The sequence below is a fragment of the Kaistia adipata DSM 17808 genome (assembly GCF_000423225.1).
In the GTDB taxonomy this organism is placed as follows: domain Bacteria; phylum Pseudomonadota; class Alphaproteobacteria; order Rhizobiales; family Kaistiaceae; genus Kaistia; species Kaistia adipata.
This window is the reverse complement of record NZ_KE383991.1, coordinates 1,003,461-1,019,435: the sequence shown is the minus strand read 5'-3', so window position 1 is coordinate 1,019,435 and position 15,975 is coordinate 1,003,461. Positions and strand designations below refer to the sequence as shown.

The following is a 15,975-nucleotide window of genomic DNA, read 5'->3' as shown; positions in this document are numbered from 1 at the left end:
CTTCACCCGATACGTGACTTGAGGGTCCCGATGACATCCCGCACCGAAAGCCCGTCGGCCCGGGCGGCGAAACTCAGGCTCATGCGGTGCTGCAAGACCGGTTCCGCCAGCGCCAGCACGTCGTCGACGGAGGGGGCATAGCGCCCGTCGATCAGGGCTCGAGCGCGGACCGCCAGCATCAGCGCCTGGCTGGCGCGGGGACCGGGACCCCAGGCGATCACGCCGGCGAGCTTGCTGTCGGAAATCTCGCCGGGCCGGGCCGAGCGCACGAGGTTCAGGATCGCCTCGACCACGCTCTCGCCGATCGGCAGGCGGCGGACGAGCCCCTGGATCGTCTTCAGCGCGGCGGCGTCGGTGACGCGCTCCGCAACCGCGTCGGTGGCGCCGGTCGTCTCGAACAGCATTCGCCGCTCGGCGTCGCGATCGGGATAGAGCACGTCGATCTGCAGCAGGAAGCGGTCGAGCTGCGCCTCGGGCAGGGGATAGGTTCCCTCCTGCTCGAGCGGGTTCTGCGTGGCGAGCACATGGAACGGGCTCGGCAGGTCGTAGCGTTGGCCGGCGACGGTGACATGGTATTCCTGCATCGCCTGCAGCAGGGCGGATTGCGTGCGCGGACTGGCGCGGTTGATTTCGTCCGCCATCAGGAGCTGGCCGAAGATCGGGCCCTTCAGGAAGCGGAATGACCGGTGGCCCTCATCGTCCTGGTCCATGACCTCGGAGCCGAGAATGTCGGACGGCATCAGGTCGGGCGTGAACTGCACGCGTCGTTCGTCGAGCCCGAGCACGACGCCGAGCGCCTCGACGAGCTTGGTCTTGGCGAGGCCGGGGACGCCGACGAGCAGGCCGTGGCCGCCGGAAAGCAGCGTGATCAGCACGCGCTCGATCACGGTTTCCTGGCCGTAGATGACCTTGCCGATCGCATCGCGCGCGGCCTGGATCGTCGCGACGGCGGCATCCGCCTCGGCAACCGTGCGGGCGGGATCGGCGTCGGCGATGGAGGTCTGATTGAACGCGCTCATATCGGCCCATATAGTTTCGGTTGCGGTCGTGACGAGATCGAATGACTCGATCACCCCTCAATCTTCGCACGACCGGCATGGCGACGTCAGCCATGCACGGCAGGATGATCTTAGCATGTCAGTTACAAAGCGGGGCGAAACCAAGGCCGAGCCGGCAGCGGCGGACGGTTCTGCCCTCTCCGCGCTCATCGACAGGGCGGGACAGTTCCGCGGGCCGGCGCCGGTGCATCTCTGGAACCCCGCGCATTGCGGCACGATCGACATTCGTATCGATCGTGCCGGCGTGTGGCATCACGAAGGCCTGCCGATCCGGCGGGAGGCGCTGGTCAAGCTCTTCGCGACGGTGCTGCGGCGCGAGCCCGATGGCAGCTATGTGCTTGTGACGCCGGCCGAAAAGCTCACCATCCGGGTCGATGACGTGCCTTTCCTGGCGGTCGAGCTCGTCGTCGCGCCAGAAGACGGCGACGCAAGTGGCGCCCAGGCGATCGTGCTTCGCACCAATGTCGGCGATGTGGTGACCGTCGATGCCGAGCATCCGCTCCGGGTGGCGTCCGACGCGGATGGCGGCCTGGTTCCCTATGTGCGGGTGCGCGGCGGGCTCGACGCGCGCCTGACACGGTCGGTGGTGCATGAGCTCGCGGGGCATTTTGAGGAACGCGGCGGCGAGATCGGCGTGGTCTCGCGCGGTGATTTCTTCGTGATCGGACGCGCCGGGCCCGCCGGTTCGCCCCTGGAGGCGGTGCCATGACGGCCGCGATCGATCGGGCCAGCCCGTTCACGCCCGACCATTTCTTCGAGCGCGCCCGCGACCGGCTGCGCCCGCTCGACGCCGGTCGCGATGCCGGCGACGAGACCCTCGTCATCAATCCCGAATATGTGCCGCCGCGCGGCTTCGTCTCGCGCGAGGCGGCGGTGCTCATTCCCGTCGTCGAGCGCGACAACGCGACCGTGCTGATGACGCGACGCACGATGCAACTGCGCAAGCATCCGGGCCAGATCGCCTTCCCCGGCGGTAAGATCGACCCGACCGACGCCAGCGCGGCCGCGGCCGCGCTGCGCGAGGCGCAGGAGGAGATCGGGCTCGATCCGGGGCTCGTCGAGCCGATCGGCCGGCTCGACCCCTATATCGCCGGCACGGGCTATCGAATCACCGCCATCGTGGCGCGGGTCGCGCCGGAGCATCGGCTCGTCCTCAACCCGGATGAGGTCGACGCCGCGTTCGAAGTTCCGCTGTCCTTCCTGATGAGCCCGCGCAACCATCAGACGATCACGCGCGAGTTTGATGGCGTGAGGCATTTGCTCTACGAAATGCCCTATGATCAACACCATATCTGGGGGGTGACCGCCGGAATCATCCGTGGTCTCTATGAACGGCTCTACGAATAGATGCTGAGATTTATTGCCGTTTCCATCGTCTGCTTCCTGATCCCGTTCATCGTCTATGCGGGCTGGCGACAACTCGCGACCCGTGGCGCGGAGGGGAACGCATGGTCGTATAGCGTGCTCTCGCGCCTGTCGGCGATCGGCATGGCGCTGGTCCTGGTCGCTATCCTGGCGCTGGTATCCTTCTCCGGGGGGCAGGCCGGCACGACCTATCATCCCGCCGCATTCCGCGACGGCGTGCTGGTGCCGGGAGGCTTCGATTGAAGGCCATGGAGGACTGCCGCGACGCGGCGTTTCTCGCCGATCCTCTGGTCCGCGAGGTCCTGACCCTGCTTTCCCGCGATGGCGAGGAAGCCCGCGTCATCGGCGGCGCGGTGCGCAACACGCTGATGGGCCTCCCCGTGGCGGATGTCGACATCGCCACGACCGCCACGCCCGAGACGGTGATCACTCGGACCGAGGCGGCAGGCCTCAAGACGGCGCCGACCGGGATCGAGCACGGCACGGTCACGGTGATCGGCCATCGCCACGTCGTCGAGGTGACGACACTGCGCGAGGACATCGAGACGGATGGCCGCCGCGCCGTGGTCCGGTTCGGGCATGACTGGCTGGCCGACGCGGCCAGGCGGGATTTCACCATCAACGCGCTGTCGGTCGATCTCGCCGGGCGGATCCATGATCCGGTCGGCGGCCTCGCCGACATCGCCGCGCGGCGTGTGCGCTTCATCGGTTCGGCCGACCGGAGGATCGCCGAGGATCGGCTGCGGGCGCTGCGCTTCTTCCGCTTCCACGCCGCCTATGGTGTCGGTCCGCTCGACGCGGACGGCCTCGCGGCGACAATCCGCGCGCGGCACGATCTGGCCTCGCTTTCGGCCGAGCGGATCGGCCAGGAAATGCGCAAGCTGGCGATCGCGCCGGCGGCCGCCGTCACGCTCGCGACGATGCAGGAGAGCGGCATCCTGCCCCTGGTCGCCGCTGGCGTCGGCGATCTCGTCGCCCTGGCCCGCCTGCCGCGCTTCGAGCCGGATGGTCCGGTGGCGGCACTGCGCTTCGCCGTGCTGTTCGGGCGGGTGCAGGAGGATGTCGATCGCATCGCGGTGCGCTTCCGTCTCTCCAACGCCGAGCGAAACCGGATGCGCCGGGCGCTGGAAGCGGGCGAGGAGATCGCGACCACACGGCCGGAAAGCGATCCGGCCACGCTCTACCGGATGGGGCAGGGGGCGTTCCTGGACGGGCTCGCCTTCGCCGCCGCGAAGGGCTTCGTGTCGGAGGCGGCTTTCCGGTCGCGCGGCGGCATGGCGCGGGACTGGGCCATCCCCGTCTTCCCGCTCTCGGGTCGCGATGTCGTCGAGCTTGGCGTCGATCGCGGCCCGCTGGTCGGGCTGCTGCTCAAGCATGCCGAGCGCGAGTGGATCGCCGGCGGGTTCCGGGAAGATGCCACGGCGCTGCGGGAGCGGTTGCGGGCATTCCTGCGGCACCATCAGCAACAACAGCAGCAGCAATAAAAAAGGGCCCCGACGGGGCCCTTTTCATTTCGTGTCCGGCGCGCCTCAGTGGGCGATCCGCGACCAGATCTTCTTCTTGGTGAAGTAGAGCAGGCCGGCGAAGACGATCAGGAAGATGATGACCTGAAAGCCGATGCGCTTGCGGGCGTCGAGATGCGGCTCGGCGGTCCACATCAGGAAGGCCGAGACGTCGCGCGAGTACTGGTCGACCGTCTCGGGCGAGCCGTCCGAATAGGTCACCTGACCGTCGGAGAGGGGCGGCGCCATGGCGATCGCCGAACCGCTGGCGAAGCCGACATTGTAGTGCAGGCCGGGGCCGACCTCGGTGCCCGCCGGGGGCTCCTTGTAGCCGGTCAGCAGGCCGTGGATGTAGTCCGGGCCGCCTTCCTGGTACTGCGTGAAGATATCGAGGATGAACCAGGGGAAACCACGCTCGACGGCGCGGGCCTTGCCCATCAGCGACAGGTCCGGCGGCGCCTTGCCGTTGTTAGCGGCGGCGGCGGCCTGATGGTTCGGGAACGGCGCCGGGAAGCGGTCCGACAGACGCGCCGGGCGCTCGAACATGTCGCCTTCGTCGTTCGGGCCGTCCTGGACCTGGAAGCTCTCGGCGACCGCCTTGGCCTGCGCTTCGGTGAAGTGCGGGCCGCCCGGCTGCGCCAGGTTGCGGAAGCTCATCAGGTCCATCGAGTGACAGGCCGCGCAGACTTCCTTGTAGACCTGGTAGCCGCGCTGCAGCTGCGCCGTGTCGAACCGGCCGAAGACGCCGGCGAAGCTCCAGGGCTCCTGCGGCGGCTTGACGAGCGGGTAGTGCGGCGCGGCGGCCGCGCCTTCTTCGGCGGCGTTGACCGGGCCGACCGCCAGCGTCGCCGCGGCGACGCTGAGGGAGATGGCCAGACCAAACCGCGCGATTTTCTCGGAAAGGGTCTTCATCATGATCGATCCGTGATCCTCTCGCGGCTTACTTGGTCTGCGGCGCGGCGGGCGCACCGGCGGTGACGTTGGCCGCACCCTTGCCGAGAACCGACTCGGTGATCGAGGCGGGCAGCGGCTTCGGCTTCTCGAACAGGCCGAGCAGCGGCAGGATCACCAGGAAGTGGAAGAAGTAGTAGATCGTCAGGATGCGCGAGGCGATGACGTATCCACCTTCCGCCGGACGCGAGCCGAGATAGCCGAGGCCGATCGAGACGATCACCAGGATCCAGAAGAACTGGCGATAGAGCGGGCGGAAGTTCGCCGAGCGGACCTTCGAGGTGTCGAGCCACGGCACCGCGAACAGCACGGCGATGGCGCCGAACATGGCGATGACGCCGCCGAGCTTGTCGGGAACCGAACGCAGGATCGCGTAGAACGGCAGGAAGTACCATTCGGGGACGATGTGCGCCGGGGTCACGAGCGGATTGGCCGGGGTGTAGTTGTCCGGATGGCCCATGTAGTTCGGCAGGTAGAAGGTGAACCACATGAAGACGATCAGGAAGACGACCAGGCCGAGCGCATCCTTGACGGTGAAGTAGGGATGGAAGGGCAGGGTGTCCTGCTCGGACTTGACGGAAACGCCGGTCGGGTTGTTCGAGCCCGGAACGTGCAGCGCCCAGATGTGCAGGACGACGACGCCGGCGATGACGAACGGCAGCAGGTAGTGCAGCGAGAAGAAGCGGTTCAGCGTCGGGTTGTCGACGGCGAAGCCACCCCAGAGCCAGGTCACGATGGTCTCGCCGACGATCGGGATCGCCGAGAAGAGGTTCGTGATCACGGTGGCGCCCCAGAAGGACATCTGTCCCCACGGCAGCACGTAGCCCATGAAGCCGGTGGCCATCATCAGCAGGAAGATGATCATGCCGAGCACCCACAGCACTTCGCGCGGGGCCTTGTAGGAACCGTAGTACAGGCCGCGGAAGATGTGGACGTAGACGGCGATGAAGAACATCGACGCGCCGTTGGCGTGCAGGTAGCGCAGCAGCCAGCCGTAGTTGACGTCGCGCATGATGCCTTCGACCGAGGTGAAGGCGAGCGAGGTGTGCGGCGTGTAGTGCATCACCAGCACGACGCCGGTGACGATCTGGGCCACCAGCATGAAGGCGAGGATGCCGCCGAAGGTCCACCAGTAGTTCAGGTTCCGCGGGTTCGGGAACACGATGAACGAGGAATGGATGAGGCCGCCGAGCGGAAGGCGCGACTCAAACCACTTCAGGAAACCGTTTTGCGGCTGATAGGTCGATGGGCCGGACATGATGTCGATTTTCTCCCGGTCAGCCGATCTTGATCTTGGTGTCACTCAGGAACGAATAGACCGGAACGGCCATGTTCTCCGGAGCCGGACCACCGCGGATGCGGCCGGCCGTGTCGTAGTGCGAGCCATGGCACGGGCAGAACCAGCCGCCGAACTCGCCCTGCTGGCCAAGCGGAATGCAGCCCAGATGGGTGCAGACGTTGACCATCACGAACCAGTTTTCCTTGCCGGGCGCGGCGCGATTGGCGTCGGTGGCCGGGGCGTCGAGCTGCAGGTTGGCGTTGCGCGCGACCGGATCCTTCAGATCGGTCAGCGGAACGTTCCTGGCGGCGTCGATTTCGGCCTCGGTGCGGTTGCGCACGACAACCGGCTTGCCGCGCCACTTCACGGTCAGCGTGTCGCCGGGCTGCAGCGCGGAAATGTCGACTTCGGTGGACGCCAGTGCGAGCGCCGATGCGTCAGGATTCATCTGATTGATGAAGGGCCAGACGGCCGCCGCGACACCGACGGCGCCCACGGCACCGGTCGCAATAAATAGAAAGTCGCGGCGGGTGGGTAGTGCCGTAGCGGTTTCAGCCAAAATGGTCCCCTCTCAATCCTCGGAAGCGGGAGCTGCCGTCGTCATCGGCCAATTGCACCGCGTTTCCATGCGTACGAAATGCAGTCGGCCGAAAATGATGGGAAAACCGCCCGGTCTCCCATCTGCCAGATTAGAAGCTGTTTAGCCACCGACGACGAAGAATGTCCAGAGAGTGGACATCGGATGCGCACATTGTCGCGGGATGGCCGCATCGGCTCGGGCGGCCTGCGCGGGGGGATGAAACGGCGTCCGGCCTGTGCGCCAAAACCCTCGAAATCCCTGCGCCCGACATTGCTGCGCCGCACCAGGCGGGGGAGGGCGATGGCCGTCCTCCCCCGGAATCCCAGCTCAATGGCCGTCCAGATCGAGGAAGCCGCCGGACTGCCGGCGCCAGAGTCCGGCATAGAGGCCGCCATGGCGCAGCAGTTCCTCGTGGCTTCCCGTCTCGACGATGCGCCCCTGGTCGAGCACGATCAGGCGGTCCATCGCCGCGATCGTCGACAGGCGGTGGGCGATCGCGATCACCGTCTTGCCGGCCATCAGGCGCGAGAAGCTCTCCTGGATCGCCGCCTCGACCTCCGAATCAAGCGCGGAGGTCGCCTCGTCGAGGACGAGGATCGGCGCGTCCTTGAGCAGCACGCGCGCGATGGCGATGCGCTGCCGCTGGCCGCCCGAGAGCTTGACGCCGCGCTCGCCGACATGGGCGTCGAGGCCGGTGCGCCCCTTCGGATCCGACAGGCCGGCGATGAACTCCTCGGCGTGCGCCTGGCGGGCCGCCGCGACCACTGCTTCTTCCGGCGCGTCGGGCCGGCCATAGAGGATGTTGTCGCGCACCGACCGATGCAGCAGCGAGGTATCCTGGGTGACCAGGCCGATCTGCTGGCGGAGGCTGTCCTGCGTCACGTCGGCGACGTTCTGGCCGTCGATCAGCACGCGGCCGCTCTCGACGTCGTAGAATCGCAGCAGCAGGTTGACCAGCGTCGACTTGCCCGCGCCGGAGCGGCCGACCAGGCCGACCTTCTCGCCCGGCTTGATCGTGAAGTTGAGGTGCTCGATGACGCCGCCCGCCTTGCCATAGTGGAAGCGGACATCCTCGAAGCGGATCTCGCCGTGGCTTGCCACCAGAGGCTTGGCGTCTGGCTTGTCCCGCAGGGCGTAGGGACGCGCGATCGTCTCCAGCCCCTCCTGCACCGTGCCCATCTGCTCGAAGATGCCGACCGCCACCCACATGATCCAGCCGGACATGTTGGTGATGCGGATGGCGAGGCCGGCGGCGACGGCGATCGCGCCGAGCGTCAGCGCGTCGAGCGACCAGAGCCAGACGGCGAGCGCGCCGGTCGCCATGACAAGCAGGCCGTTCAGGGCCGACACTGTGGCGTTCATCGCGGTGATCAGCCGGGTCTCGTCCTTGAAGGCGGCCGTGTGCTCGACGAGCGCCTCCTTGGCGTAGTCGTCCTCGCGCTCGGGATGGGCGAACAGCTTCACCGTCTGGACGTTGGTGTAGCTGTCGACGATGCGGCCGGTCAGCTGCGAGCGCATCTCCGACATGATGGTCGAGCGATCGCGGATGCGCGGCACGAACCAGGAGAGCGTCGCGATATAGGCGAGGATCCAAAGCAGCAGCGGCATGGCCAGCCGCCAGTCGGCGCTCCAGAAGATCACCAGCGCCGAGCCGGCGAAGATCGTCACGAACCACAGCGCGTCGATCACCTGCACGACCGATTCGCGCAGCGCCGGACCGGTCTGCACGATCTTCGAGGCGATGCGGCCGGCGAAGTCGTTGGCGAAGAAGGTGATCGACTGGCGCATGACGTAGTGATGCGTCTGCCAGCGGATCAGGTTGGTGAAGTTGGGGGCGATCGCCTGCTGGTTCAGAAGATCGTGCGCCAGCGCCGCCAGCGGCCGCGCGATGACGATGACGAAACCCATCCAGAGGAAGGTCGGGCCGTAGTCGGCCCAGATTTCGCTCGGCGTCGTCGACTTCAGCAGGTCGACGATCGAACCGATATAGCGAAGCATCGCGATCTCGATCAGCGAGACGATCAGGCCGATCGCCATCAGGATCAAAAGGAACGGCCAGATCTGCCGGCAGTAACGCCAGTAGAACGCGAGCAACGTTGCCGGTGGCATGCTTTCGTCATGCGACCGGAACGGATCGATCAGGGATTCGAAATAGCGGAACATGGATATGTCTAGGGGTTTCATGCTGGGCTGGACCGCGCCACGCGGCGCGGCGAAAGGATCGGGGCGCGGCGCGAATCTCCGGGAGGAGACGGCCTGCATCCGGCGTGGCGATGTGCCTTGGGAGCGGTGAACCCGCCGCGGGGCGCGGCTTCGTGGGGTTCAGTCGGTCGGGAGGTCTCGGGTCAGACGGCGGGATGGGCCATCTGGAAGAGGCAGATCGCGGGCCGGATGTTCGACAGGATATTTTCCATCCAACCCTCCTGGATCTGCGTTGCGGGCGCGGCGACGCTGCAACTGGGACAATTTGTCCTTCCTAGACCGATTTGCGGCCCGGATCTTCCCCTTTGTGACGTGCGCGGGCTTTTGCGGGCGGCTTGTTGCCGAAGAGTGACAGGGCGTCAGCCCGTCACGAGCTCGCTCGGCGCCAGACCGCCGATGAAACCGCCCGACTGGCGCGCCCAGAGCGCGGCGTAGAGACCCTGCGCCGCAAGTAGCTCCCGATGCGTGCCGGTCTCGACGATCCGGCCCTCGTCCATGACGACGAGCCGATCCATCGCCGCGATGGTCGAGAGACGGTGCGCGATGGCGATCACGGTCTTGTCGGCCATCAGTGTTTCCAGCTGTTCCTGGATCACCGCCTCGATCTCCGAATCGAGCGCCGAGGTAGCCTCGTCGAGGACCAGGATCGGCGCATCCTTGAGCAGCACGCGGGCGATGGCGATGCGCTGCCGCTGGCCGCCGGAGAGCTTCACGCCGCGCTCGCCGACATGGGCGTCGTAGCCGGTGCGGCCGCGCGGATCGGAAAGGCCCTCGATGAACGCGTCGGCCGCGGCCTGGCGCGCCGCCGCGCGCACCGCCGCGTCGCTGGCATCCGGTCGTCCGTAGCGGATGTTGTCGCGCACCGAGCGGTTCAGCAGCGCCGTATCCTGCGTGACGACGCCGATTGCCGCGCGCAACGACGCCTGGGTCACGGTCGAGATGGCCTGGCCGTCGATGCGGATCGCGCCGTTCTCGAGGTCGTAGAGGCGGAGCAGCAGGTTGACCATCGTCGTCTTGCCGGCGCCGGAACGCCCGACCAGTCCGATGCGTTCGCCGGGACGGATGACGAGATCGACGCCGCGCAGCACCGGCGCCTTGCCGCCATAGCCGAACACGACCTTGTCGAAGGTGATCTCGCCCTTCGACACGACGAGTTCCGGCGCGTCCGGCTGGTCGGTGAGACCGTGCGGCCGGGCAATCGTCCGCATGCCGTCCTCGACCGTGCCGACATTGTCGAAGAGGCCGGTCAACGTCATCATCACGCGGCCCGACATCACGGTGAGGCGCATCACGAGGCCGAGCGCCACGGCCGTCTCGCCGGCGCTGATCGCGCCCCGCATCCAGAGCGCCACGGCGGCCGCGCCGGTCGCGCCGATCAGGAGCGCATTCGTCACCTGCATCAGGATCGACAGCGTCGTCAGCAGCCGGTTCTGGTCGAGCAGCCGGCCGGTCTGTTCGGCGATGGCGCTGCGCGCCGTGTCCTCCTCGCGGCCATCGCGGGCGAACAGCTTCACCGTCTGGATATTGCCATAGATATCGGCGAGGCGGCCGGTCAGCAGCGAGCGGGCCTCCGACGCCGCCGCCGCGCGCTTGCGGACCTTCGGCACGAAGACATAGGCGAGCGCCGCGAGCGCCAGCACCCAGAGCGCCAGCGGCACCGCCATCAGCAGGCTGACATCGGCGAAAATGACGAAGGCGGAGACGACGAAGACCGAGATGACCCAGAGCGCGTCGATGAGCTGGGTGATCGACTGCGTCAGCGCCGAGCCGGTCTGGACGATCTTGGTGACGATGCGGCCGGAAAAGTCATTCTGGAAGAAGGTGTAGGATTGGCCGAGGACGTGCAGATGGTTCAGCCAGCGTACGCGCGCCGTCAGTGCCGGCGGCAGGGTCTGGTTCGACAGGATGGTCTGGATCGCGTTGACCAGCGGTCTCAGGATGACCACGACGATCGCCATCCCGGCCAGTTGCCAGCCATGATCCGCGAGGAAACTCGCCGGATCGCCCTTCGTCATCAGGTCGACGAGCCGACCGACATAGGAATAGATCGCCACCTCGGCGAGCGACACCAGCAACCCGGCCGCCATCAGCGCCAGGACATAGGGCCAGACCGGCATCAGGAAATGGCGATAGAAGGCGAGGAGCCCCGTGGGCGGCTCGCTTTCCTCCGGCGTGAACGGGTCGATGAGATGTTCGAAGTAGCGGAGCATGCCGAATCCTGTATCACCTTTGCGGCACCGCCGCCGTGCCAACCGCCAGCCGAGAAGGCGATATGCCCCGCATTGCGCTCTACCAGCCCGACATCCCGCACAACACCGGCGCGATCCTGCGCTTCGCCGCCTGTGTCGGCGTGGGCGTGGACATCATCGAGCCGGCGGGGTTCGATCTCTCCGACCGCGGGCTGAAGCGAGCCGGAATGGACTATGTGGAGCGTGCCGCGCTCCGGCGCCATGCCTCGTTCGAGACGTTCGAGGCCTGGCGCGCCGGGGCGGGTGCGCGGCTGGTGCTGCTTTCGACCAAGGCGGCGCAGTCCTATGTCGACTTTGATTTCCGCCCCGACGACGTCCTGCTGTTCGGCCGCGAGAGCGCCGGCGTGCCCGAATCGGTCCACCAGCGGGCCGAGGCGCGACTGATCGTCCCGATGCGGCCCGGTTTGCGCTCGATCAATCTCGCCATGACGGTGGCCATGGTAACAGGCGAGGCGCTGAGGCAGACCGGCTTTCTGCCGGACGCCCACGCTGTTGAGGATGACAAACATGGCATTGCCTGACGCAATCGACGACAAGAAGGCCCGCGCGAGCGCCTGGTTCGCGGAACTGCAGGGCCGGATCATCGCCGGCTTCGAGGCGCTGGAGGACGCGGCGTCGCCCGCGCTCTATGGCGACAAGGTCGGCCGGTTCGAGCGCAAGCCGTGGAAGCGCACCGATCATACCGGCGCCGATGGCGGCGGTGGCACCATGGCGCTGATGCATGGCCGCCTGTTCGAGAAGGTGGGCGTCCACGTCTCGACCGTGCACGGCACCTTCGCGCCGGAATTCGCCAAGGAGATCCCGGGCGCCGCCGAGGATCCGCGCTTCTGGGCGTCGGGCATCTCGCTGATCGCCCATATGACCAATCCGAACGTGCCCGCCGTGCACATGAACACCCGCATGGTCGTGACGACGCGCCAGTGGTTCGGCGGCGGCGCCGACCTGACGCCCGTGCTCGACCGCCGGCGCACGCAGGAAGATCCCGACACCATCGCCTTCCACGCCGCCATGCAGGGCGCCTGCGACCGCCATCCGGTCGCCGACTACGAGCGCTACAAGAAGTGGTGCGACGAGTACTTCTTCCTGAAGCACCGCAACGAGCCGCGCGGCATTGGCGGCATCTTCTATGACGGCCATAATTCCGACGACTGGGACGCCGACTTCGCCTTCACTAGGGATGTCGGCACGAGCTTCCTGACCGCCTATGACGCGGCGGTCCGCGCCAACATGGACCAACCCTGGACCGAGGCGGACCGCGAGGAGCAGCTGATCCGGCGCGGCCGCTATGTCGAGTTCAATCTGCTCTACGATCGCGGCACGATCTTCGGCCTGAAAACCGGCGGCAACATCGATTCGATCCTGTCGTCGATGCCGCCCGTGGTGAAGTGGCCGTAGACGCTTTGCTTCTTGCGAGAGATCGCCGGCCGTCGCTCCACGCTCGCCGTCATCCCGGCCTCCGAGCCGGGATCCAACCATCTACCGGGCCCGCCGGTTGGTCGAAGGGCGCAGTGGTCCAGCCAATCCGTGGCGATGAACTCGCTTGAGCTTGGCCGGGCGCTTTGCGATCCTCTGTTCTTCACGGACAAGGCAGGTAGCTATCCATGACCAAGGCGGTTCTCGGCATTGTCGGCGGATCGGGTCTCTACGACCTTCCCGGACTTGAGGATGCGGAGTGGCGGACGGTCGACAGTCCCTGGGGCCAGCCGTCCGACCAGCTCCGTTTTGGCCGTATCGGCGAAACGGAGATCGTCTTCCTGCCGCGGCACGGCCGGGGGCACAGGCTATCGCCGTCCGGCATCGACTACCGTGCGAATATCGACGCGCTGAAGCGCGCCGGCGTGACGGACCTCGTCTCCGTCTCGGCCGTCGGGTCGCTGAAGCAGGAACTGTTCCCCGGCGATTTCGTGCTCGTCGACCAGTTCATCGACAAGACCGTGGCGCGGCCGTCGAGCTTCTTCGGCAATGGCTGCGTCGCGCATGTCTCGATGGCGCACCCGGTCGCGCCGAAGCTGGCGGAGCAGATCCGCCGCGCCGCCGAGGCGGAGGCGATCGACCATCATGTCGGCGGCACCTATGTCTGCATGGAGGGGCCGCAATTCTCGTCCGCGGCCGAATCGCATCTGCATCGAAGCTGGGGCGCGGATGTGATCGGCATGACCAACATGCCGGAGGCGAAGCTCGCGCGCGAGGCGGAGATCTCCTATGCGACCATTGCCATGGTCACGGACTATGATTGCTGGCATCCGGGCCATGCGGCGGTCACGGTCGACGCCGTGATCAAGGTGCTGGGCGAGAACCGCGACAAGGCGCAGCGTCTCGTCGCCCGGCTCGCCCGCGACTTTCCGGCCGAGCATGAAGCCTGTCCGATCGGGTCCGACCGGGCATTGGATCACGCGATCATGACGGCGCCGCAGGCCCGCGATCCCTCGCGGCTGGCGAAGCTCGACGCCGTTGCCGGCCGCGTTCTGGCGCGCTGAGGCGTTCCGGACGCTCCCTCGCCACGGCGAACATCTTGTCCGCGTCCGGCTTTTCAACGCCCTGCAACTGGACGCGGAGGCAAAGCTGGGGCAAGCCTAGCGGCAGCGCCGCCGAACCTCGAAAGCCATCATGACCTCTGCACTGAACGAAATCGCCGCCTCGATCCGCACCATCGTGGATTATCCGAAGCCGGGCATTCAGTTCCGCGACATCACGACGTTGCTCGGCGACGCGCGCGCCTTCCGGCGCACCATCGACGAACTGGTTCAGCCCTGGGCGGGCGCCAAGATCGACCAGGTGGCGGGCATCGAGGCGCGCGGCTTCATCATCGGCGGCGCGGTGGCGCACCAGCTCTCGGCCGGCTTCGTGCCGATCCGCAAGAAGGGCAAGCTGCCCTACAAGACCGTCAACATGTCCTACACGCTCGAATACGGCACGGACGAGATCGAGATGCATGTCGATGCCGTCGGCGAGGGCGACCGGGTCATTCTCGTCGACGACCTGATCGCGACCGGCGGCACGGCCGAGGGCGCCGTCAAGCTGCTGCGCAAGCGCGGCGCCATCGTCGAGGCGGCCTGCTTCGTCATCGACCTGCCTGAACTCGGCGGCGCCGAGCGGCTGCGCGCCCTCGACGTTCCGGTCCGCACGCTGGTTTCCTTCGAAGGCCACTGAGATGCCGGATTTCACCATCGTTATCGGCTCCCGCCACTGGTCGAGCTGGTCGATGCGGCCCTGGTTGGCGCTGTGCCAGACCGGCGCGCCGTTCGAGGAAGTGGTGCTGGCGCACCGGACACCCGCCGGCAAGGCGGAGGCGGTGGCACTAGGCCCGACGGGCATGGTGCCGCTGCTGATCGACCGTCGCGGCGACGAGCCGGTCAAGGTCTGGGATTCGCTCGCCATCTGCGAATATCTGGCGGAGTGCTATCCGCAAGCTGGTCTGTGGCCGGCCGATCGCGTCGCCCGCGCCACCGCCCGCTCGATCTCGGCCGAGATGCATTCGGGCTTCCGGCCGCTCCGTATGGCGCTGGCGATGGATCTCTTCGCGCATCTGCCGGGTGTCGGGCTGGATGAACCCGGGGTTGCCGCCGACATCGCGCGGATCGACGCGATCTTCCGGGATTGCCGCGCCGCCTTCGGGACCGGCGGGCCCTATCTCTTCGGTCGGTACACCATCGCGGATGCGATGTTCGCGCCGGTCGTCAGCCGAATCCGCACCTATGAGCCGAAGATGTCCGACATCGCCGGCGAATATGTCGCCACAATGCTCGCGGATGCCGGGTTCAGGGCGTGGGAAGATGCGGCGCGGCGCGAGTTGTGAGAATGTGACGCGGCCGGTTGCGCGCGTGGTGCTTGGAGTGACGGCATGATTTCTTTCCTCGATCTCTTCAAATGGGATCGGTTCGTCGCGACGTCGTTCATCGAGCTGCTGTTCTGGCTGTTGACGGCTATCGCGGTGCTGCTTGGCGTCGCCGGCGTGGTCGGCGGCGTGGTGCAGGTCGCCGCTGATCCGGCCGGAGGCCTCCTCGCCATCGCATTGAGCATCCTCGGCGGCTTCGCCGGCATCGTGATGGCGCGCACGCTCTGCGAAGCCGTCATCATGCTGTTCCGTGTCAACGAGAACCTGATGGATATCCGGGATGGCCTCGCCCCGGCGGCTGAGCGGCACGCTCCGGCGCCGCACGCCGCCGTCCCGCCGGTCGAGCCGGTGGAGCCGGCGCGGTCCTTTGCCGATGTGCTCGAGCTGGCGCTCGCCGAACCGGAGCCCGTGTCCGCGATGCCGCCGCAGTCGTTCGATCTCGACTGGCAGGAGCCGCTCGCGCCGGAGCCCGGGCCGGTGGAACCGAAGCCGGTGGAGCCGAAGTCTCCGGAGACGAGTTCGCTCGAGGCGCGTCTCGCCGAGATCCGCGCCCGTCGCGAGGGCGGGGCGGCCGCGTCGGCGCGCGCGCCATCGCCCGCGCCTGTCTCGCACCCTGAAAAGTCGCCGTCCACCGGCGGTCGGGGCGGTCTGGCGGAGCCGGTCGTGGCGGCCGACCCGGCGACCGCTGCCGCTGGATTCGCGCCGGAGGTCAAGCCGACAGCTCGACCCGCGGCCGAAGCCAAGCGAGCCGAGAGCAAGAAACCCGACGACGCCCGGAGAACGGAAGAGACCAAGCGGCCGGACGAGAAGAAGGCGGCGGGCAAGGATGCCGCCGCCGCGCCCGTCGAGCCCGCCCCGGTCGCCGACACGCTCGAGGACGAGATCACCAAGGCTCTGGCGCGCGAGGTCGAGAAGCCGAAGGCCGGCTAAGGCGCCTCGCCCTTCGATCCCTGA

Annotated in this window: 16 protein-coding genes; 10 read left to right on the top strand and 6 right to left on the bottom strand. The window is 67.3% G+C overall.

The genetic code is table 11. The features are described from left to right. Positions 1–2 precede the first annotated feature (2 nt). Entirely contained in the window at positions 3–1,019 is a 1,017-nt protein-coding gene (locus G539_RS0117705) for an AAA family ATPase (RefSeq protein ID WP_029076383.1), read from the bottom strand. Between G539_RS0117705 and G539_RS25310 the strand changes: the two genes are divergently transcribed. From G539_RS25310 to G539_RS25305, 4 genes are read left to right on the top strand one after another with little or no spacing between them, the layout of a single operon-like run. Next, a complete protein-coding gene (locus G539_RS25310) occupies positions 1,006–1,767 on the top strand; it encodes a DUF1285 domain-containing protein (RefSeq protein WP_245576900.1) in 762 nt (253 codons plus the stop codon). The genes G539_RS0117705 and G539_RS25310 overlap by 14 nt on opposite strands. Further along, a complete protein-coding gene (locus G539_RS0117695) occupies positions 1,764–2,405 on the top strand; it encodes a CoA pyrophosphatase (RefSeq protein ID WP_029076382.1) in 642 nt (213 codons plus the stop codon). Before G539_RS25310 ends, G539_RS0117695 begins: the two co-directional genes overlap by 4 nt. Beyond that, a complete protein-coding gene (locus tag G539_RS0117690; RefSeq protein ID WP_029076381.1) occupies positions 2,406–2,666 on the top strand; it encodes a DUF6111 family protein in 261 nt (86 codons plus the stop codon). It begins immediately after the preceding gene. 5 nt (positions 2,667–2,671) lie between these two features. Then, entirely contained in the window at positions 2,672–3,907 is a 1,236-nt protein-coding gene (locus G539_RS25305; RefSeq protein ID WP_035831539.1) for a CCA tRNA nucleotidyltransferase, read from the top strand. 45 nt (positions 3,908–3,952) lie between these two features. Here G539_RS25305 and G539_RS0117680 read toward each other — a convergent pair whose 3' ends face one another. From G539_RS0117680 to G539_RS0117660, 5 genes are all read right to left on the bottom strand, one after another. Further along, complete coding sequence (locus G539_RS0117680; RefSeq protein ID WP_029076380.1) at positions 3,953–4,837, bottom strand: cytochrome c1; 885 nt, start codon at positions 4,835–4,837, stop codon at positions 3,953–3,955. Positions 4,838–4,865: 28 nt separating this feature from the next. After that, positions 4,866–6,134, bottom strand: a complete 1,269-nt coding sequence (locus G539_RS0117675) for a cytochrome b (RefSeq protein ID WP_029076379.1) — start codon at positions 6,132–6,134, stop codon at positions 4,866–4,868. A 19-nt stretch (positions 6,135–6,153) separates the two neighbouring features. Then, positions 6,154–6,714 carry a ubiquinol-cytochrome c reductase iron-sulfur subunit gene (petA, locus tag G539_RS0117670; protein ID WP_029076378.1) on the bottom strand — a complete coding sequence of 187 codons (561 nt, stop codon included), beginning with the start codon at positions 6,712–6,714 and terminating at the stop codon, positions 6,154–6,156. Between the two features lie 348 nt (positions 6,715–7,062). Further along, positions 7,063–8,898, bottom strand: coding sequence for an ABC transporter ATP-binding protein (locus tag G539_RS0117665; protein WP_029076377.1), 1,836 nt, complete (start codon positions 8,896–8,898; stop codon positions 7,063–7,065). 398 nt (positions 8,899–9,296) lie between these two features. Next, a complete protein-coding gene (locus G539_RS0117660; RefSeq protein WP_029076376.1) occupies positions 9,297–11,147 on the bottom strand; it encodes an ABC transporter ATP-binding protein in 1,851 nt (616 codons plus the stop codon). 62 nt (positions 11,148–11,209) lie between these two features. Between G539_RS0117660 and G539_RS0117655 the strand changes: the two genes are divergently transcribed. From G539_RS0117655 to G539_RS26360, 6 genes are all read left to right on the top strand, one after another. Then, positions 11,210–11,707 carry a tRNA (cytidine(34)-2'-O)-methyltransferase gene (locus G539_RS0117655; RefSeq protein WP_029076375.1) on the top strand — a complete coding sequence of 166 codons (498 nt, stop codon included), beginning with the start codon at positions 11,210–11,212 and terminating at the stop codon, positions 11,705–11,707. Next, positions 11,685–12,581 carry an oxygen-dependent coproporphyrinogen oxidase gene (hemF, locus tag G539_RS0117650; protein ID WP_425402362.1) on the top strand — a complete coding sequence of 299 codons (897 nt, stop codon included), beginning with the start codon at positions 11,685–11,687 and terminating at the stop codon, positions 12,579–12,581. Before G539_RS0117655 ends, hemF begins: the two co-directional genes overlap by 23 nt. Before the next feature lie 206 nt (positions 12,582–12,787). Continuing rightward, the gene (locus tag G539_RS0117645; protein ID WP_029076373.1) at positions 12,788–13,663 is read left to right on the top strand and encodes an S-methyl-5'-thioadenosine phosphorylase; all 876 of its coding nucleotides are present in this window, start codon (positions 12,788–12,790) and stop codon (positions 13,661–13,663) included. A gap of 130 nt (positions 13,664–13,793) precedes the next feature. After that, a complete protein-coding gene (locus G539_RS0117640) occupies positions 13,794–14,336 on the top strand; it encodes an adenine phosphoribosyltransferase (protein WP_029076372.1) in 543 nt (180 codons plus the stop codon). 1 nt (position 14,337) lies between these two features. Next, complete coding sequence (locus G539_RS0117635) at positions 14,338–14,982, top strand: glutathione S-transferase family protein (protein WP_029076371.1); 645 nt, start codon at positions 14,338–14,340, stop codon at positions 14,980–14,982. 45 nt (positions 14,983–15,027) lie between these two features. Continuing rightward, positions 15,028–15,951, top strand: a complete 924-nt coding sequence (locus G539_RS26360) for a DUF4282 domain-containing protein (protein WP_051231591.1) — start codon at positions 15,028–15,030, stop codon at positions 15,949–15,951. Positions 15,952–15,975 lie beyond the last annotated feature (24 nt).